Annotated in this window: 17 protein-coding genes; 8 read left to right on the top strand and 9 right to left on the bottom strand. The window is 55.6% G+C overall.

Annotation, left to right across the window (positions count from 1 at the left end; genetic code table 11):
* Positions 1-162 precede the first annotated feature (162 nt).
* The 3 genes from AB3226_RS21980 to acs form a co-directional block, all read right to left on the bottom strand.
* Positions 163-999: an IS3 family transposase gene (locus AB3226_RS21980; protein WP_367372336.1), complete on the bottom strand. Its 837-nt coding sequence runs from the start codon at positions 997-999 to the stop codon at positions 163-165.
* A complete protein-coding gene (locus tag AB3226_RS21975) occupies positions 996-1,301 on the bottom strand; it encodes a transposase (RefSeq protein WP_229801896.1) in 306 nt (101 codons plus the stop codon). Before AB3226_RS21975 ends, AB3226_RS21980 begins: the two co-directional genes overlap by 4 nt.
* A 250-nt stretch (positions 1,302-1,551) precedes the next feature.
* Positions 1,552-3,507, bottom strand: coding sequence for an acetate--CoA ligase (gene acs / locus AB3226_RS21970; protein WP_367374595.1), 1,956 nt, complete (start codon positions 3,505-3,507; stop codon positions 1,552-1,554).
* A gap of 468 nt (positions 3,508-3,975) precedes the next feature.
* Between acs and AB3226_RS21965 the strand changes: the two genes are divergently transcribed.
* The 4 genes from AB3226_RS21965 to AB3226_RS21950 all read left to right on the top strand — a co-directional run bounded on the left by AB3226_RS21965 (position 3,976) and on the right by AB3226_RS21950 (position 7,417).
* The gene (locus AB3226_RS21965; protein ID WP_367374594.1) at positions 3,976-4,239 is read left to right on the top strand and encodes a DUF2790 domain-containing protein; all 264 of its coding nucleotides are present in this window, start codon (positions 3,976-3,978) and stop codon (positions 4,237-4,239) included.
* A 186-nt stretch (positions 4,240-4,425) separates the two neighbouring features.
* Positions 4,426-4,701: a hypothetical protein gene (locus AB3226_RS21960; protein WP_367374593.1), complete on the top strand. Its 276-nt coding sequence runs from the start codon at positions 4,426-4,428 to the stop codon at positions 4,699-4,701.
* Between the two features lie 520 nt (positions 4,702-5,221).
* Positions 5,222-6,472: a ribonucleotide-diphosphate reductase subunit beta gene (locus tag AB3226_RS21955; protein ID WP_048394159.1), complete on the top strand. Its 1,251-nt coding sequence runs from the start codon at positions 5,222-5,224 to the stop codon at positions 6,470-6,472.
* A gap of 411 nt (positions 6,473-6,883) precedes the next feature.
* On the top strand, positions 6,884-7,417 hold the full coding sequence (locus tag AB3226_RS21950; RefSeq protein ID WP_367374592.1) for a Bro-N domain-containing protein: 534 nt from the start codon (positions 6,884-6,886) through the stop codon (positions 7,415-7,417).
* 206 nt (positions 7,418-7,623) lie between these two features.
* Here the strand turns inward: AB3226_RS21950 and AB3226_RS21945 are convergent, their stop codons facing one another.
* Positions 7,624-8,445: a restriction endonuclease gene (locus AB3226_RS21945; protein ID WP_367374591.1), complete on the bottom strand. Its 822-nt coding sequence runs from the start codon at positions 8,443-8,445 to the stop codon at positions 7,624-7,626.
* 263 nt (positions 8,446-8,708) lie between these two features.
* On the opposite strand from AB3226_RS21945, the gene AB3226_RS21940 reads away from it, so the two are divergent.
* Positions 8,709-9,698 carry a hypothetical protein gene (locus tag AB3226_RS21940; RefSeq protein ID WP_367374590.1) on the top strand — a complete coding sequence of 330 codons (990 nt, stop codon included), beginning with the start codon at positions 8,709-8,711 and terminating at the stop codon, positions 9,696-9,698.
* Between the two features lie 102 nt (positions 9,699-9,800).
* Here AB3226_RS21940 and AB3226_RS21935 read toward each other — a convergent pair whose 3' ends face one another.
* The 3 genes from AB3226_RS21935 to bglX form a co-directional block, all read right to left on the bottom strand.
* Positions 9,801-10,490 (bottom strand): DUF6933 domain-containing protein, encoded by a 690-nt coding sequence (locus AB3226_RS21935; protein ID WP_367374589.1) that lies wholly within the window; start codon positions 10,488-10,490, stop codon positions 9,801-9,803.
* 32 nt (positions 10,491-10,522) lie between these two features.
* Positions 10,523-10,885, bottom strand: a complete 363-nt coding sequence (locus AB3226_RS21930; protein WP_367375828.1) for a hypothetical protein — start codon at positions 10,883-10,885, stop codon at positions 10,523-10,525.
* A 283-nt stretch (positions 10,886-11,168) separates the two neighbouring features.
* Positions 11,169-13,472, bottom strand: coding sequence for a beta-glucosidase BglX (gene bglX / locus AB3226_RS21925; protein WP_367374588.1), 2,304 nt, complete (start codon positions 13,470-13,472; stop codon positions 11,169-11,171).
* 278 nt (positions 13,473-13,750) lie between these two features.
* Here bglX and AB3226_RS21920 point away from each other — a divergent pair, with 278 nt between their 5' ends.
* Positions 13,751-14,068: a helix-turn-helix transcriptional regulator gene (locus tag AB3226_RS21920; protein WP_305505149.1), complete on the top strand. Its 318-nt coding sequence runs from the start codon at positions 13,751-13,753 to the stop codon at positions 14,066-14,068.
* Positions 14,069-14,116: 48 nt separating this feature from the next.
* On the opposite strand, the gene AB3226_RS21915 is transcribed toward AB3226_RS21920, so the two are convergent.
* Positions 14,117-15,175 carry an MBL fold metallo-hydrolase gene (locus AB3226_RS21915; protein WP_367374587.1) on the bottom strand — a complete coding sequence of 353 codons (1,059 nt, stop codon included), beginning with the start codon at positions 15,173-15,175 and terminating at the stop codon, positions 14,117-14,119.
* 214 nt (positions 15,176-15,389) lie between these two features.
* On the opposite strand from AB3226_RS21915, the gene AB3226_RS21910 reads away from it, so the two are divergent.
* Together AB3226_RS21910 and AB3226_RS21905 are read left to right on the top strand one after the other, a co-directional pair.
* The gene (locus AB3226_RS21910; RefSeq protein ID WP_367374586.1) at positions 15,390-15,998 is read left to right on the top strand and encodes a TetR/AcrR family transcriptional regulator; all 609 of its coding nucleotides are present in this window, start codon (positions 15,390-15,392) and stop codon (positions 15,996-15,998) included.
* A 140-nt stretch (positions 15,999-16,138) separates the two neighbouring features.
* Complete coding sequence (locus AB3226_RS21905; RefSeq protein WP_367374585.1) at positions 16,139-16,684, top strand: DUF1003 domain-containing protein; 546 nt, start codon at positions 16,139-16,141, stop codon at positions 16,682-16,684.
* 6 nt (positions 16,685-16,690) lie between these two features.
* Here AB3226_RS21905 and AB3226_RS21900 read toward each other — a convergent pair whose 3' ends face one another.
* Entirely contained in the window at positions 16,691-17,632 is a 942-nt protein-coding gene (locus tag AB3226_RS21900) for a LysR family transcriptional regulator (RefSeq protein WP_367374584.1), read from the bottom strand.
* Positions 17,633-17,641: the final 9 nt, after the last annotated feature.

The raw sequence follows: 17,641 nt of genomic DNA, 5'->3' as shown, positions 1-17,641 counted from the left end.
ATAATTATTGGGCGTTGTTTATGTTGCGTCTGACAGGCCGCCATCGCGGGCAAGCCCGCTCCCACAAGGATTTGTGGCGTGCACACAATCTGAACCACCTCCCGAAAACCTGTGGGAGCGGGCTTGATCTGGTCAAGTAATCCCGGACACCAGTTACGGTGTTTATGCCGCTTTTAGCTCCATAGCTATTGGCGACAGGTAGTTGTTGTAGCTGTGGAGCCTGGTGCGGTTGTAGTACATGAAGAAACGCACCATATCGGTTTGTGCTTCCTCGCTCGTGCTGTAGCCGTTGCGAGGGACCCATTCTGACTTCAGGGTGCCGAAAAAGCGTTCCGTTGGAGCATTGTCCCAACACTGCCCGCGATGACTCATGCTCTGCAAAATGCCATGGCGCATCAGCTCTTCTTGAAACTTGCGACTGGTGTACTGACAGCCCTGATCCGAATGGAACATCAACCCAGGTGGGCAGGTTCGAAGCTCTGTCGCCATGCGTAGCGCTTTACTCACCAAGTTGGCGTCATTGACCAGCGAAAATGCCCAACCAATGACCCGACGAGCAAACAAATCGATCACGATGGCCAGATGAACCCAGCGCTTGCCTACCATCAAGCTTGTAACGTCGCCACACCAGACTTGATTGACCGCGGTCGGCTTGAAATTGCGCTTGAGCAGGTTGGGCGCGACAAATGCTTCAACTCCTTTGGACCTGAATGGATGAGGCTGGCGTTGTTTGCTGACAATGTTGGCTTCCCTCATCAGGGCTTTAACAAGGCTTCTTCCGACCGCTATGTTTTGGGCCTGCAGATGCTTGCTGATCGTTCTGGACCCCATGGCTTCCCGGCTTTCGCTGTGCAGTTCGACCACCTTCCCCTTGAGCTCTTCGCGCTCGATCTTAGGCCGCGAGAGACGCTGTAGCCATTCGTAAAAGCTGCTGCGCTTCACATCGAAAACGCGACACAGGATGGCGGTCGGGAATGACTCTCTTAGCTCCGCGATCATCGAAAACGATCGGGATCCGACATCAAGAGAGCGGTAGCCTTTTTTAAGATTTCGGCTTCCATTTCCATGCGTTTGATCTTGGCTTTCAAATCCTGAATCTGGCGCTGATCCTCAGTAATGGCCTTGGTGCCTTGAACCGGTTGCCCCTTGTGTTCCTTGCGAACCTGATCCACCCAGCGCCGCAACGCGGTGGCGCTAATGTCCAGCGACGCGCAGACTTCCTGTACCGAACAACCGTCATCAATCACCATGCTGGCTGCACGATGTTTGAACTCGCGGGAAAAGACTCTTCTTTCTTTCATGGAACCTCCAAATTGGCGAAATCATATCGCCCTTAAGAGGTGTCCGGAATTATTAGGCCAGATCAGCTTGCCCGCGATGAGGCCGCTCCCACAAGGATTGGTGGCGTGTACACAATCTGAACTACCTCCCGAAAACCTGTGGGAGCGGGCTTGCCCGCGATGAGGCCCGAACGGCCACAAAACCATCAGCCAATAAAAAACCCCACCAGGCTCAACACCTGGCGGGGCTTCGATGACTCAAGAACCGCTGTTAAGCGACGTTCATGGTCTTGTGCGTATCAATCAAATGCTGCACCACACCCGGATCGGCCAGAGTCGAAATATCCCCCAACCCATCGTATTCGGCCGTCGCAATCTTGCGCAGAATTCGGCGCATGATCTTGCCCGAACGGGTTTTCGGCAGCCCCGGCGCCCACTGGATGACGTCCGGCGAAGCAATCGGGCCGATCTCTTTACGCACCCAGTTTTTCAGTTCCAGGCGCAGTTGCTCGCTCGGCTCTTCGCCACCGATCAACGTGACATAGACATAGATGCCCTGCCCCTTGATGTCGTGCGGCACACCGACCACCGCCGCTTCGGCGACTTTCGGGTGCGCGACCATCGCGCTTTCGATCTCGGCAGTGCCCATGCGGTGTCCGGAAACGTTGAGTACGTCATCCACACGCCCGGTGATCCAGTAGTAACCGTCCTCGTCACGACGCGCACCGTCACCGGTGAAGTACATGCCACGGAAGGTCTTGAAGTAAGTGTCGACGAAGCGGTCATGGTCGCCATACAGCGTGCGCGCCTGGCCTGGCCACGAATCGAGAATCACCAGGTTGCCCTCGGCAACGCCTTCGATGATGTTACCGAGGTTGTCCACCAGCGCTGGCACCACGCCGAAGAACGGACGTGACGCCGAACCCGGCTTGAGCGCGTGAGCGCCCGGCAGCGGGCTCATCATGTTGCCGCCGGTCTCAGTCTGCCACCAGGTGTCGACGATCGGGCAACGGGATTGGCCGACATTCTTGTAGTACCAATCCCACGCTTCCGGGTTAATCGGCTCACCGACCGAACCCAACAGACGCAGGCTGCTGCCATCGGCACCTTCTACAGCGGCGGTGCCCGAGGCCATCATCGCGCGAATCGCGGTAGGCGCGGTGTAGAGGATGTTGACCTTGTGCTTGTCGACGATCTTCGCCACCCGGGTGATGTCCGGATAGTTGGGCACGCCTTCGAACAGCAGCGTGGTCGCGCCGTTGGCCAACGGGCCATAGACGATATAAGTGTGGCCGGTTACCCAACCAACGTCGGCGGTGCACCAGTAGATTTCGCCCGGACGGTAGTCGAACACGCGCTCGTGGGTCATCGCCGCATACAGCAGATAACCGCCGGTGGTGTGCTGCACGCCCTTCGGCTTGCCGGTGGAACCGGAGGTATAAAGGATGAACAGCGCTTCTTCGGCGCCCATCTCTTTCGGCGCGCACACACTGCCCGCCACTTTCATCAGGTCTTCGTACCAGATGTCGCGATGCTGGTTCCACTTGATGTCGCCACCGGTGCGCTTGCACACGATGACTTTCTGAATGCTGCTGGTTTCCGGGTTGGTCAACGCGTCGTCGACGTTGGACTTCAGCGGGATTTTCTTGCCCGCACGAATACCTTCGTCAGCGGTGATCACCACTTTCGAGCGGCAGTCGATGATGCGACCGGCCAGGGCTTCCGGCGAGAAACCGCCAAACACTACCGAGTGAATCGCGCCGATCCGGGTGCAGGCCAGCATGGCGACCACGGCTTCGGGGATCATCGGCATATAGATTGTCACCACGTCGCCGCGGTGCACATCCTGGCCGCGCAAGGCGTTGGCGAACTTGCAGACTTGTTCGTGCAGCTCGCGGTAGGTGATGTTGCGGCTTTCGGCAGGGTCATCCCCTTCCCAAATAATCGCGATTTGATCGCCGCGCTCGGCCAGATGACGGTCGAGGCAGTTGTAGGAAACGTTCAGCGTGCCGTCGGCGAACCATTTGATATCGACATGGTGATCGTCGAAGGACGTCTGCTTCACCGTGGTGAAAGGCTTGATCCAGTCGAGGCGCTTGGCTTGTTCACGCCAGAAGCCGTCCGGGTTGACGACCGACTGCTGGTACATGGCCTTATAAGTGGCCTCGTCAGTCAGCGTGTTGGCTGCTACCTCGGGACGAACGGGATACAAAGAAGCCGCACTCATCTTTCTTACCTCGGTGGAATAGTTGTTTTTGTATGACCCCAGTTGTAGCCGGGCCGGGCCTATAGAACCATTCGACGATGGTAGTAACAAGCCCCTACAAAATGTGGCTATACCGCGACAAGGCGCTCAAACGCGGCTATCAGGGCCCTCGTGGGAGCTGCCGAAAGCTGCGATCTTTTGATCTTCAGTTTTTTAAAGTCGAAAGATCGCCATCTTCGGCAGATTCTGCGCAGTGGTTACGGGCGGGTTCTCGGGGATTGTTACCAAATCTGCCAAAGGTGTTTATCAAAAGCACGGCTATATGCACGCCGCCCCCAGGCCTAAAATCAGCCTCGCCAACACGGCAACGCGATTAACCCAGTTGCAGCCCCCACGAAGGCAGTTAATCCAAGACTCTTTGTTAAAGCTCCACACGCAATCCCAAAAAGATTGCGTGACCCCCTTCGACTTCAGAAAGGTAAATTTGAAATGAAAGCTTTATTGGTTCTGGCCCTCAGCAGTCTGTGCGCAACCGCCATGGCAGATGAGGTCCCGACTGATGTCGCACTGCAACAAACCGTCATTGAGGAATACACCTACTCCACTCACCTGGACATCGCCAAAGTTATATCGATGAGCGAAATCCCGAACGTCTGCGAAGTGGTTCCGGCAAAAATGGAATACGACGACTCCAAGGGTCAGCGACACATTCTGCGCTACAGCGTCATGGGTAACGGCTGCTCTAACGGCTGATCCGCCCACTCTTATTTATCAAGGCTCGACCCATCCGCCCGCTTAAAAGGCAGATGAAGCGCCGAGCCTTACATCGATAAATACGATTCTTTTAAGCATTTATTTGCGCCTTTTAATCAAAATAGTTGGCGTAGTATGAATTTCACACCCAAGGCACAAAACGCCAACGAACCTGGAGCCACTACCATGAAAACCAAACTGATCCTCGCCCTGACCCTTTCCGTCCTGGCCGCTAACACCTTCGCCGCCGATGGCTACGACCGCACTGGCTCGTCTGCTTTCACCACTGAAGCGGCTGTCGCTTCCGATGGTTATGACCACACCGGTTCGGCGTCTTTCGCTGCTGATGGTTCTGATCACACTGGCGCTGCCAAGGTTGCTGCTGATGGTTTTGATCACACTGGCGCCGCCAAAGTCGCTGCCGATGGCGCAGATCACGTGGGTGCCGCTCGCCTCAGCTGATCATCAAGCGTGACGTTACAGCCCGACTTCGGTCGGGCTTAGTTGTGTCTGAAGCCTTCGAAAAGCGACTTAAAACACAACATGTAGTGAAAATCGTGATTTTTTGGCTATTTTTTGAACAAAAAATATTCCAGGCAAAAATTATGAAAAAAAATCTTCACCCGTGATATCCAGCCAAAGCCCTGTAAACCCTCGCTCTGACCGAAAAAACCTGCCTTCTCGACCGCTCCATGCGCGGATTCGCCCCACCACGGCCGCAAAAATTTCCCTATAATGCCGGCTTAAACGGGCCTGCAATATTCCCTTACAGGGATAACAGCCAGTCTGAAGCCCACGCCGAAGTCTTCACCGATTTCTGCGCCCGTCAGAGGCTCTCGGAACCCCGTACAAAATTATGTTTATTTGCCTGCGTGTACCGCTGCAAAAAACGCTATCCAACGCGGCCAGTACGGCCGTGTGAAAAACCAACCTATCAGTTTTCACACGGGCAATCTGGCCCTCACGCAGGAGACGACACGTCATGCTGAGCTGGGACGAATTCGACAAAGAAGACAGCGGCGAAACCGTTGTAAAAGGCGCCAACGCTGGGCACGCAACTGAAGCCAACATGGACCGCCTCGACACCGCTGGTGGCGTCGCTGCGCAAGAAGCCCGCGCTGTAACCGCGTCCGACTCCGCCGCAATCGCCCGTGCCAAAGCTGCCCTGGACACCCTCGACGTCGCCGAAGGCCTCGCCGAACTCGAAGGCGCCTCCGCCCGCGTTGCTGTCGATGAAAAGCGCATGATCAACTGCCGCGCCGACCTCAACCAACTCGTACCGTTCAAGTACGACTGGGCCTGGCAGAAGTATCTGGACGGTTGCGCAAACCACTGGATGCCGCAAGAAGTCAACATGACCGCCGACATCGCCCTCTGGAAAGACCCGGAAGGCCTGACCGACGACGAGCGCCGCATCGTCATGCGCAACCTCGGCTTCTTCTCCACCGCCGACTCCCTGGTTGCCAACAACCTGGTCCTGGCCGTGTACCGCCTGATCACCAACCCGGAATGCCGCCAGTACATCCTGCGCCAGGCCTTCGAAGAGGCGATCCACACCCACGCCTACCAGTACTGCATCGAATCGTTGGCCATGGATGAAGGCGAGATCTTCAACATGTACCACGAGATCCCATCGGTCGCGAAAAAAGCCACCTGGGGCCTGAAATACACCCGTTCGATCTCCGATCCGAAGTTCGAAACCGGCACCGTCGAAACCGACAAAGAGCTGCTGCGCAACCTGATCGCCTACTACTGCGTTCTGGAAGGCATCTTCTTCTACTGCGGCTTCACCCAGATCCTCTCCATGGGCCGTCGCAACAAAATGACCGGCGTCGCCGAGCAGTTCCAGTACATCCTGCGCGACGAATCCATGCACCTGAACTTCGGCATCGACGTGATCAACCAGATCAAAATCGAAAACCCGCATTTGTGGGATGCTGAAATGAAGGAAGAAGCGAGCCAGATGATTCTGCAGGGGACTCAGCTGGAGATTGAATACGCTCGTGACACCATGCCTCGTGGGGTGTTGGGCATGAATGCGGCGATGATGGAGGATTACCTGAAGTTCATCGCAAACCGTCGTTTGAGCCAGATTGGTTTGAAGGAAGAGTATCCAGGGACTACGAATCCGTTCCCTTGGATGAGCGAGATTATGGACTTGAAGAAAGAGAAGAATTTCTTTGAGACTCGGGTTATTGAGTATCAGACGGGTGGGGCGTTGAGCTGGGATTGATTCCCGAGCTCACCGCGATTTGATGATCGCGATCTGAATCGTCAAACCGAAAAACTGAAAGCCCCGATCTGATCGGGGCTTTTTTATGGGTGATGAGTAGTCCTTTTACGCCCCTACGTCACAGCGCTAAATCTCCTACAACACTTACAGCCTCTTCTGCATTGAAGCCTGCCACAAGCACCTCTAAGCTATTTTGCAGGTGCCTAAGAAACGCCCAACGTAGAAAGCTTGGCCTATCATAATCCGCGACTCCCCATTGGTGACTTGTGGTTTGAATGAGATGACTTTGCTCGTTGGGATTTCTTGCATCCACTCTACGTTGGGGTCAGGCCCTCCAAAATCTAAACGTAGAGGTCACGGATATGCCCGAATACAACCTGCTCCGCACTCTCCTCATTTCGGAGGTCGGTGATGCTTGATACTTTTTCTGTGACAGTCTTCCCTCGCCACAACCTCGTTCTGCATGCCCTTCTACTCGAAAATCAGCCATGGTTCTGCGCCCGAGATATCGGTCGTTTGATGGGTGTCCATCTGAGTGATCGCATGGTCAACAAGTTAGATAAGGATCAGCGCCGAGTTTTGTGGATTGAGTATTTCCGGCAACCGGAAAAACAGTTGTTGCTCAGTGAGTCTGGTGTGTATGCGTTGTTGGTGTATCACTACGTTCCGGGGAATCGGTTGTTGCGTGAGTGGTTAACCCATCAGGTGGTGCCGGCCTTGCGCGATGCGGAGCAGTCGGAAAATTCGGATCGGCCAATGTTGAGCTTGTTGGATTGGCCGGAGATGTCGTTGAGTCTGCTGCATTGGCAGGATGAAGATTGGATTAGGCTGCGGGACATGCCGTATCTGTTGCACGATCAGCCGCAACGAAGGGTGACGACGGTTAAGCCTTGGTGGCGGAGGTTCGTGCAGGTGTTTCAGTGGTCGAAGCATTCAATGGGTTAGGTGCTTTAGGTGCTGGGTTCATAGGATCGCTTGCGAGATCCGGAGCTATTCGTAGACAGCCTTCATGACCACTCAGTATCGTCCGAGGGTTTCAACCCTCGGCAATTGTTTGGATATCCAAATTTGGAGTGATCTGGAACTGGAGGCTTCGGTCGTATCACAAGTGAATCCCCCTAAATTTCGCTGCAAGCCTCCTTTTACACCACCTAACTAACTTTGATTAAATCGTCGAAAATCCAATGACCATTGAGAAGGCCTTTCAGTTGCTCAACGCTCAGTAACTGTCCGGGCTTCCTATGAACAACAGCGTGGCAATTTGCACAGAGTGGGATCAAGTCAGTCGCGGGATCGACAACCTGGACCTCGTCAAATTCGGAAATGGGCTTCACGTGGTGTACATGGATAAAACCTTTTGCATGCGCGCCATACGCTGTCTCAAAGTCGAAATCACAGGCTTTGCATCGAAGCCCATGAATAGCGATTGCCTGACGCCTAAGCTTTGGACAGCGTTCATACCTCACACCGTAATAGGTGATTTTTTTCCCTTCAGTCCCAATAACTCTCGTCTCAAACTCGTGTGCAATATCGATTGGACTGAAGTCGTTGATCTGCTCTGACTTCAGCACCGCATGAGAGCAGATGTCGTCGAACACCGTCTGGTCAATTAACCGGACCCCATTACGCCAATAATTACTCTTCAGTTTTACAGGAATCTGCTCGAGGTATTCCCCGTCAAGCTTGATTGGAACTGCAGACTCAAAAGGCCTGTAGCCCTCAACAACAGCGAACAAATCACCCTGCGTGCTGTTCTCATCCGCATGAACCTTTCCTATTCGAGCAACCCCAAAATAATGGGGATTGGTACTCAGACGCTGATTCGAAAAAGCCTTGTTTGTCATCTTCCCTTTGTAATACAGCACCGCCGTTCCTTCGGTAAGAATCGATCGGTACTGCTTCGGGAAGTGGTAACAGACTCCTGTTTCATCAGCCCACTTCGACTCATCATTTTCGGCAATGACAGCTGGCATCCACTTATCCTCTTATCAGAGGATGAAGACTACCAAATTTAACGAAAACTCCTACACGATTGGCGGAACATCCTCACAGCCAATTCGAAATAAAACTTCGAGACCAGCGTTGATAGATTTACCGTGCCTGCATTCCTCACAAGGCTATGACGTTGTCCGGAAATGAAGATGTTGGCGCGACCATGATGAGAATTAACAGGTGCACCATCACGCACCTCCCGCTATTAATACGCCACTCTTCTCTCACGGACCCGAGCCCCGCCATGAAATTCGACCTCGCCTACTGCCTCAGCCTCGACGACAAGCTGTCGATCTATGACGTGCGCGATTTGAATTTCGACGAGACGATGGAGTTCGATTCCGCCAAGGAGCATTTCCAGTGCCCGAACGATGCCTGCCGTTCGGCGTTTGATGCGGCCAACGTGTTGGGGACGTTCAACGCCAAGAATGTGAATTACGTGCGTACGCCGCACTTCAAGAACATTCCCAGCACGCGGCATGTCGAGGGTTGTCCTTATGTCAGCCTGAAAACGCCGGCGTCGGGCCTGGAGGCGGACGGTGCGGAATCGGATGACAGTCGGGAGGAGCATTTCCCGTCGGAGTTGTTGCTGACTCGGCGTGAGTATGTGCGTAAGCCGTCGAACCCAGCCGTGGCGGCGGATGTCATGCGGGATGGCCCAAAACCAACTTCAGCGGCCAGTAACGTCGAGCATCCGAACCGAGAGTCTGCACCGGACAAGACCAGTGTCTTCGCCCACCCGGTGGAGTGTTTTGTGTCGAACTTCGAGGACAAAGAGCTGCTCAAGCGCATGCCGCTGAAGATTGGCGAGCACTCGGCGCCTTATGGGTCGTTCTTCAAGAAGATCGAGTATCTGCAGGACAACAAGGGGCTGATTTACTGGGGCAAGATCAAGGAGATCAAGGATTACACGCAGAGCTTTCGCATCGACTTCGAACAGAAGGTCTGGTTCAAGCAACCGGACGAGGCGAAGAAGAAGCCTTACTCGGTGAACGTTTACTTGAGCAAGAAGCTGATCGACAACTACCGCAAGCGCAAAGCGTTTCTGGAAGAGATCAAGCATGCCGTCGACAGTGAGGCAGAGTTGTATTGTTTCTTTTATGGGGTGACGCCGGAGTTGAAGCAGGTGCCGAGCAAGAAAAACCCCGAACAAACGTTCGGGGTGTTCAGTGCCAATATCGAGAATCTGGATCACTTCATTATTCGTGAGGCGCCGGGGTTGGCGCTGAAGTAATCGATCTGACAAGCCTGGGTAGAATTTTATAGGCAATTATAGAGCGATTATAGAAAGGCCCCAGATCGCCGCATCGCGGGCATTTGCTGGATATTCAAGGTTTCAACCTTCACGCAGCTGACTCTCCAACTCCCGAATTTCCTGCTTCACCTCTTTGAGCCGATCACGTGCACCCTGGATGCCGGACTCGTCGAGGCCGCAGTATTGGCGTAACCAGTGAGCCATCATTTCTTCGCTCGGGTAGTAATAGTCTTTATGACCTTTACTGCCTCTGAGGAAGTCGTTCATCTGCGCGTCGAAGCGGCCGGCCGCATACTCATCCGGCGGTAAGGTGCCCCACTCTGCTGCGCAATCCTGGAAGAACCAGGCGATATCGTCGATGTGTTTTTGCGCACCGCGATGTCGGCGCTTGTACAGTTGGTACTCGCGATTGCTTTCCTCAAAGCGCTCCATCATCGGCTCATCTTCGACCCAGCGAAGAATGTCGTGCTGACCCGCATGATGGATCAGGCCGTTTATCCATCGCTCGGAAAACCGATGAACAAAACCCTCGACGTCAGCCTTTTTAGCGTCGGCGAAGATCATGCAGTAACGGGTTTGCACATGGATGACGAATAACACGTGCTTGCGTTGGACGGTGATGGCGTGGACCAGCCACTGTTCGGTGAACTCACCTTGCTCGTCATCCTCAATGGTAGGCGAAGGTGGTTTGTCCACTGAGCTGATTTTTTTACCTTTGTGCACGCGACTGAAGAAGTTACTGGCCGCTTCGGTGCAGTTGAAGATCAGCATCCCTGGTCCTTTGATAAATAAGGTAGTGTCGCTCAGTCCGGTCGCTCAATCTCTTCAACCCACTCAAGCTCGTAAGGCTGACGAACAACATCGGCAACTTCCTCACGGGCTTCTTCGCTGAGAACCGATAGCTCCGCGTCGGTCAGCAAGTCGTGCTTGACCATCCATCTCAACGCTATGAGCGCGCTGGAGCGGCTATACAGGTCGAAGGTCTCAACGATGTCTTTGTCCCGATCACGGGTGAGGCGATAGAGCATTTTGTACCGGGCGTGAGGCGACAGCGCACTGTGTTGGGCAATAGTTTCGGCATCGGTGAGAACACCCAGGCAGAAACGATCAAGTGCAAGCTTGCGCAATTCCTTGAATTTCTTCCAGTCGCTTTCGAGGATCGACATGACATTCTCCTGCGTGAAATCTTGAACAGCGCGCATCGGAGCGGCGACCTGCGCGGATTGCGCTGGATTTTGGCTATGACAGCCCGGCATTCTCAATGATGTTTCGTCCCGTTTGGTTGAAGGGGGCGAAATAATGAGTTCGCGACTACTAAAGTCAATCACGCGGCAAGCGCAGAACCTGTGGGAGCGTGGCTTGCCCGCGAAGAACGATGACGCGTAATACCTGAAAAACCGCGGTGCATTTTTCGCGGGCAAGCCACGCTCCCACAGGTTCTGCGCTTGTTCACTGATCGGTTTTAGCCACTGCTTGTTCTGGCAGCAACTCAAAACTCTGCTCCTTCACATCCTGCGAATCCAGACCGATTTGCACCCGGAATTCGCCCGGCTCGGCGGCGTATTCCAACTGGGTGTTGAAGAACTTCAGGTCGTTCTCATCAATGCTGAAGTGGACTGCTTTCTCCTCTCCGGCCTTTAGCATGATTTTTTGAAAGTTCTTCAGTTCTTTGACCGGACGGGCGACGGAGCCAACGACATCGCGGATATACAGCTGAACCACCGTTTCGCCGTCGCGCTGGCCGATGTTCTTCACCATGACGCTGGCAACGAGGTTGCCGGTCGTGTTCAGTGTGGTCGAAGACAGGGCCATGTCGGTCAGGCTGAAATCGGTATAGCTCAGCCCATAGCCGAAGGGGTAAAGCGGACCATGGGATTGATCGAAATATTGCGACGTGTAGTTGCGAAGCGCACCCACGATGTAGGGGCGACCGGTGTTCAAGTGGCTGTAGTAATTGGGGATCTGCCCCACGGAGCGTGGAAAGGTGATGGGTAACTTGCCGGACGGGTTGTAGTCACCGAACAACACATCGGCAACGGCATTGCCTCCCTCGGAGCCGCTGTACCAGGTTTCCAGAATCGCATCGGCCTGTTTCTGCTCCTTGCCGATGGACAGCGGCCGGCCGTTCATCAATACCAGTACCAGCGGCTTGCCGGTGGCTTTCAGGGCGGTGATCAATTCACTCTGGCGCCCCGGCAGATCGAGGCTGGTTCGACTGGCCGCTTCATGGGACATGCTGCGGGGCTCACCCACCACGGCAATCACAATATCGGCTTGCTGTGCAGCCTTGACCGCTTCGTCAATCATTTCTGCTGCCGGACGAGGGTCGTTCGCGATTTCGGACACGCCCTGGTATTCCAGGTATTTAACGACTTCCTGATCCTCCTCGAGATTGGCGCCTCGGGCATAGATCAGCGAGCCCGTGTTCATCGCGTTTTTCAGCCCGTCGTAGATCGTCACCGATTGCGCGGGCACGCCGCTTGCGGACCAACTGCCCATGATGTCGACGGTACTTTTTGCCAACGGGCCTATGAGCGCGATCACGCCCTCTTTTTTTAGCGGCAAAAGTCCGTTTTCATTCTTCAGCAGCACCAATGTCTTGCGTGCCACCTCTCGGGCCTGGGCTCTGTGCAGACGGTATTCGGCATTGTTGTCAGGAGGGTCTTCACTGGCAACGCCGATGCGCCGGTAAGGGTCCTCGAACAGCCCCATGTCGTACTTGGCACCCAGCACTTCACGCACTGCATTATCAATATTGCTCTGGGAAATAGCGCCTGACTCAAGCAGCCCCGATAGCTCCGGCCCATAGGAGAAATCGTTCATGCTCATATCAACGCCAGCCCTGATCGCGAGCCTGGCCGCTTCGCGGGGATTCTTCGCAACACCATGCTGAACCAGATCGTTTATCCCGTTATGGTCGCTGATGACCAACCCCTTGAAGCCCCATGCCTTGCGAAGCAGGTCTTGCATCAACCAGGCATTGGAAGCGGCTGGCACGCCATTTATCGAGTTAAGCGCCACCATCATCGCTCCCGCGCCACCCTCAATCGCCGAACGATACGGCGGCAGGTAGTCCTGGTACATTCTGGCCAGGCCCATGTCGACGCTGTTGTAGTCGCGCCCACCCTCGACAGCCCCATACAAGGCAAAGTGTTTGGCGCTGGCCATGATGCTGTCGGGTGCATTCGGGCTTGCGCCCTGGTAAGCCTGAACCATCGCTTTGGCAATGCGCGAAACCAGATAGGTGTCTTCGCCGAAGCCTTCGGAGGTGCGCCCCCAGCGAGGATCCCGGGCGATATCTATCATCGGGGCGAAGGTCAAATCGATACCGTCGGCACTCGCTTCTTTCGCCGCTGTTCGACCGCTCAACTCGATAGCGCCAATATCCCAGCTGGAGGCCAATGCCAGACCAATGGGAAAAATGGTTCGATGGCCGTGTATGACGTCCCAGCCGAAAAACATCGGTATTTTCAGGCGGCTTTGTTGAGCCGCGTCCTGCATGGGTCGGTTTACGTAACGGGATACGGAGCCGTAGGTACCACCGATTCGCCCGGCGGCAATTTCTTCGCGTATCTTTTCGGGCGTCATCTTTTCATCAATGGCGATCAGCCGCAGTTGGCCGATTTTTTCCTCCAGGGTCATCTGATTTATCAGGTTGCTGACAAAGGCCTCTTTACTTAACGATGCCATATCAGCCACGACGGGCAGACTTGTAAAACCGATCAGGGCACATAGCAGACGTAGTCTTTTCATGATTCCCTTCCCCGCGTAACGCTGTGACGCACTGCGTCATAAACGCCACTTTCCTTGTATTGAATATCAGAAAGCTGACGTTCAATCATTGCTGCTGACGGGAGTTGAAAGCTCTTTGAGCGTTCAGAAGCCCGCATAGAAATAGCGTAGTCGCTCCCACGCTCCTGTCTGAGCAAAAAAATAGAATCAATCAAAAAAATGAGGTTGATCCGGGCTCAAAACAACTGTACAAAAACACAGTATATTTTGAATCAGCACTCTCGAGCCCGGAGAACACCATGGCCACTCTTGCGATGAAAATCACCCTGGAACGTATCGCCCTCTTCCAGTTCACCCCCGCCCACTGCGCCCAGGCCCGAGCGATGCTGGGCTGGAGTGTTGAAGAGTTATCCGGGGAATCCGGGGTTTCCGTTGACGCGATTCAACGTTTCGAGGCTGAACGCGATGTGCTGGATGTCACCCGGCTGGCGTTGGCGTATCGGTTTGAGTCGCAAGGTCTGGTGTTCTTCCCGGGATTTGCGCCGGGCAGAGGGATGAATGTGCGAGGGTCGACGCCGGATCCGGTGGGGCGGGCGGATTATGCGATGGTTGAGTGAGGTGTCAGTACGGGCCGCTCCCATGGCAAGCGGCCCGGCAGCACAACATCAAGCGTTCTGAGGCGCCACCTGATCGCTTGCATCTTCCAACCCTAGCCACCATGCGCGACCCTGCTGCGGATCCATCACATTGAACGCTTCGCCCATCTGCGGCGTGGTGATCGACACGTTCCGCTCCCAGGCCAACGCCAAAATGCGGTCGAAGGGTTCGTACCAGGCGTGCATTGACAGGTCGAAGGTGCCGTTGTGAATCGGCAGTAACCAGCGCCCTTTAAGGTCAATGTGCGCTTGCAGGGTTTGCTCGGGCTGCATGTGAACGTGCGGCCACTCGACGTTATAAGCGCCGGTTTCCATGAGCGTGAGGTCGAATGGGCCGTACTGTTCGCCGATGCGTTTGAAGCCGTCGAAGTAGCCGCTGTCGCCACTGAAGAAGACCCGCGTGTCGCCGTCGATCATCACCCACGACGCCCAAAGGGTGCTGTTGCCGTCGAACAGCCCACGACCTGAAAAGTGCTGCGAAGGTGTGGCGACGAATTGAACGCCATCGACCTCGGTGCCCTGCCACCAATCCAGTTGGCGCACTTTACTGGCATCGATACCCCATTTGATCAGGGTGTCGCCCACACCCAGCGGTGTGAGGAAATATCGGGTCTTGTCCGCCAGTTTGAGGACGGCCTGATAATCGAGGTGGTCGTAGTGATCGTGGGACAGGATCACCGCTTCAATCGGCGGCAGGTCTTCGAGGCTGATCGGTGGCTGGTGGAAACGCTTCGGGCCGGCCCATTGCACCGGTGAGGCGCGCTCGGCGAAGACCGGGTCGGTGATCCAGAATTTGTCTCGCAGTTTCAGCAGAACCGTGGAATGGCCGAGGCGATAGACGCTGTGGTTGGGCGCGGCGATCAACGCAGCCTGGGTCAGGGGTTGCACCGGGACCGGGGCGGACGGCCGTGTGTCGCGTGGTTTGTGGAAGATGAAGTTCCAAATGATGCGCACGGTTTTGCGAAAGCCTTCGCGCTGCACCGGCACATGGTTTCGGTACTGCCCTTGAGCCTGTCGTGAAGCTTCAGGCGTTGAGGTGTTATCCGCTGGAGAAGTTGAAGTGGCCATGACTGAATGACTCCAGAAAAACCGCACGATTGACGATTTTCTACTTGGGACGATAAATGGCCAAGGCACGCACGCATCAGCCGGAGATTCTTTTTGCGCTGCGCAGGATTAACAAAACATTACACTGCACAGTGTAGTTCCAAGGTTGCATCAAAGCCGATCACAAGTAAACTACCAAGTGTAGTTCTCCACTTTTTTCAGCCTAAGCGTATTTATGACAGCCCTACAGCGCCTCACTGACCGTAAACGCGAAGCCATCATCCAGGCGGCGATTGCCGAATTCCGTGCCAACGGTTTCGACATCACCAGCATGGACAAGATCGCCGCCACCGCGGGCGTGTCGAAGCGCACCGTGTACAACCACTTCCCGAGCAAGGAAGAGTTGTTCGCCGAAATCCTCAATCAATTGTGGGCGCGGGTAACGGCTGAACAGGAAGCGGCTTACCGCCCTGACTTGCCCCTGCGTGATCAGTTGCGCCTGATGTTGCAGGCGAAACTGCAGATGCTGGCCGATGACAATTTTCTCGACCTGGCGCGGGTGGCGATAGCCGCCACCATCCATTCTCCCGAGCGTGCGCAAAACATGGTCGCCCGAATGAGTGAACGCGAGGAAGGCCTGACCGTGTGGATTCGCGCGGCCCAGGCCGATGGTCTGTTGAAACCGGTCGCACCCGAGTTCGCCGCGCAACAGGTCCAGGGATTGCTCAAGTCGTTTGCGTTCTGGCCACAGATCTCCATGGGCCAGCCAGGCTTGTCGCCCGAGATGCAGCACACCGTTGTGGAGTCGGCGCTGGACATGTTCCTGGCCTGTTATGAGCTCTGAATCGAGCTGCAAAAAATGACAATGCCCGCGCCTTTATCGCTGACCGGTCGCTCTGAGTAGAAACACCGAAATGTGTTTCAGAATGAAACTGACGCTGGAGCTATAGTGAGCCTCAGTCCCAGCGCCATGCAGAGAGCACCATGAGCACCCCGACCCGCGAAACCGAAACCGAGCTCACCGGCCCCGTCGATCACCTGCGCTTCCATCGCCCTCACGCTCACCTGGCACCTACTTTCGGTACCGACCGTTTTGCCCTGCGCGCCGAGGCCTTTGCGCGATTCTTCGGCACGCCGACTTTTCTCGGCGCCCAGACCCTGATTGTAGTGGTCTGGATTTGCCTGAACCTGTCCGGCGTGACCGATTTCGATGTGTACCCGTTCATCCTGCTCAACCTGGCGTTCAGCCTGCAAGCAGCCTATGCCGCACCGCTGATTCTGCTGGCCCAGACGCGTCAGGCGGCGCGGGACAAAGCCCAGTCAGACGCCGATGCGCGACATCGTGAAGCCTTGGCCGTGGCCAACAGCGAACGTCAGGCCCAAGCTGCGCGGAACACCGCGCAACTGATGGAACTGCTGGAGCAAAACACCCGGCTCACCGAAATCACCAAGACCCTGACCGAGCGCATCGAAAGCCTGACGTCGCAAATGCATCAACACTTCGTAGGCAAAGAGCCGCCGAAGGCGTGATCCGACTCAAGGCAACTTCAGCGCCCGCCCCAACTCATCGAACAACGTCACCACCGAGCGTAATGCGCGGCAGTCTGGGCGAGTGAGCAACCACAGTGCGGTGTCGTAACCGTGCAAGGGCTCGGTCAACGGTTGCAGTCCGTCACCGATGAGGAAGTCCGGCAATGCCGCTACACCGAGCCCGGCCCGTACCAACTCGGTCACCGACAACATGCTGTTGCAGCGATAGCTCGGTGTCACGCCAGGCAATCGTTGACGTCGCCAGGCGACGGTGGGGTGATCGGGCAGGAAGTCGTCCGGAGCGATCCAGGTCAATGCAGCCAGGTCGTGGGAATCAACCGATTGCAGATAGGCCGCGCTGGCACAGACCCGGTAGGAAATATCCGCCAACCGCCGGCCAACCAAATGCTCGGGCGGTGTGCGGGTCAGCCGCAAGGCGATGTCGGCATCGCGACGGCTGAGGTTGGCGAAGTCGTTGGAGGTGCAGAGTTCAATAGTGAGCGCCGGGTAAGAGGGCATGAACTGCGTCAGCGCCGGCAACAACAAACTTTGCAGGACCGAATCGGTGCAGGTCAGGCGCACGGTGCCACTGATGACTTCACCGCCCTGCTCCACGCCAATGCGCGCGGCCTCCAGCGCTTGTTCGGCGCGCTCAGCCTGCTCGGCCAGGCTCTGCGCCAGCGTGGTCGGCAGGTAACCGGTACGGCTCTTTTCGAACAATTGCTGGCCCAACGCGGCTTCCAGTCGGCGGACGGCGCGAAACACCGTCGAGACATCGACTTTCAACAACGCCGACGCCCGGGCCAGAGAGCCGCCGCGCACCAGGGCGAGGATCAGGGACAGGTCTGGGTAGTCCAGTCGATAGTGCGTCGGTGCATTGATCACTTGGGATAACGCCAATATTGATTGCGTGAACGCCAATCTATAGTGGGTGCCAGGAATCAACAAGCGTCGAGA

Origin of the sequence: Pseudomonas lini, from assembly GCF_964063345.1 — a bacterium.
In the GTDB taxonomy this organism is placed as follows: Bacteria; Pseudomonadota; Gammaproteobacteria; order Pseudomonadales; family Pseudomonadaceae; genus Aquipseudomonas; species Aquipseudomonas lini_B.
The sequence above is the reverse complement of the archived record's forward strand: the minus strand, read 5'-3'. Positions and strand labels throughout refer to the sequence as shown.

Bases quoted from the DNA above. Each gene is read 5' to 3' on its own strand.
- acs (WP_367374595.1), bottom strand. From the start codon at position 3,507: ATGAGTGCGGCTTCTTTGTATCCCGTTCGTCCCGAGGTAGCAGCCAAC.
- AB3226_RS21960 (WP_367374593.1), top strand. From the start codon at position 4,426: ATGAAAACCAAACTGATCCTCGCCCTGACCCTTTCCGTCCTGGCCGCT.
- AB3226_RS21905 (WP_367374585.1), top strand. From the start codon at position 16,139: ATGAGCACCCCGACCCGCGAAACCGAAACCGAGCTCACCGGCCCCGTC.
- AB3226_RS21955 (WP_048394159.1), top strand. From the start codon at position 5,222: ATGCTGAGCTGGGACGAATTCGACAAAGAAGACAGCGGCGAAACCGTT.
- AB3226_RS21980 (WP_367372336.1), bottom strand. From the start codon at position 999: ATGATCGCGGAGCTAAGAGAGTCATTCCCGACCGCCATCCTGTGTCGC.
- AB3226_RS21915 (WP_367374587.1), bottom strand. From the start codon at position 15,175: ATGGCCACTTCAACTTCTCCAGCGGATAACACCTCAACGCCTGAAGCT.
- AB3226_RS21965 (WP_367374594.1), top strand. From the start codon at position 3,976: ATGAAAGCTTTATTGGTTCTGGCCCTCAGCAGTCTGTGCGCAACCGCC.
- AB3226_RS21930 (WP_367375828.1), bottom strand. From the start codon at position 10,885: ATGTCGATCCTCGAAAGCGACTGGAAGAAATTCAAGGAATTGCGCAAG.
- bglX (WP_367374588.1), bottom strand. From the start codon at position 13,472: ATGAAAAGACTACGTCTGCTATGTGCCCTGATCGGTTTTACAAGTCTG.
- AB3226_RS21950 (WP_367374592.1), top strand. From the start codon at position 6,884: ATGCTTGATACTTTTTCTGTGACAGTCTTCCCTCGCCACAACCTCGTT.
- AB3226_RS21910 (WP_367374586.1), top strand. From the start codon at position 15,390: ATGACAGCCCTACAGCGCCTCACTGACCGTAAACGCGAAGCCATCATC.
- AB3226_RS21940 (WP_367374590.1), top strand. From the start codon at position 8,709: ATGAAATTCGACCTCGCCTACTGCCTCAGCCTCGACGACAAGCTGTCG.
- AB3226_RS21920 (WP_305505149.1), top strand. From the start codon at position 13,751: ATGGCCACTCTTGCGATGAAAATCACCCTGGAACGTATCGCCCTCTTC.
- AB3226_RS21975 (WP_229801896.1), bottom strand. From the start codon at position 1,301: ATGAAAGAAAGAAGAGTCTTTTCCCGCGAGTTCAAACATCGTGCAGCC.
- AB3226_RS21935 (WP_367374589.1), bottom strand. From the start codon at position 10,490: ATGCTGATCTTCAACTGCACCGAAGCGGCCAGTAACTTCTTCAGTCGC.
- AB3226_RS21945 (WP_367374591.1), bottom strand. From the start codon at position 8,445: ATGCCAGCTGTCATTGCCGAAAATGATGAGTCGAAGTGGGCTGATGAA.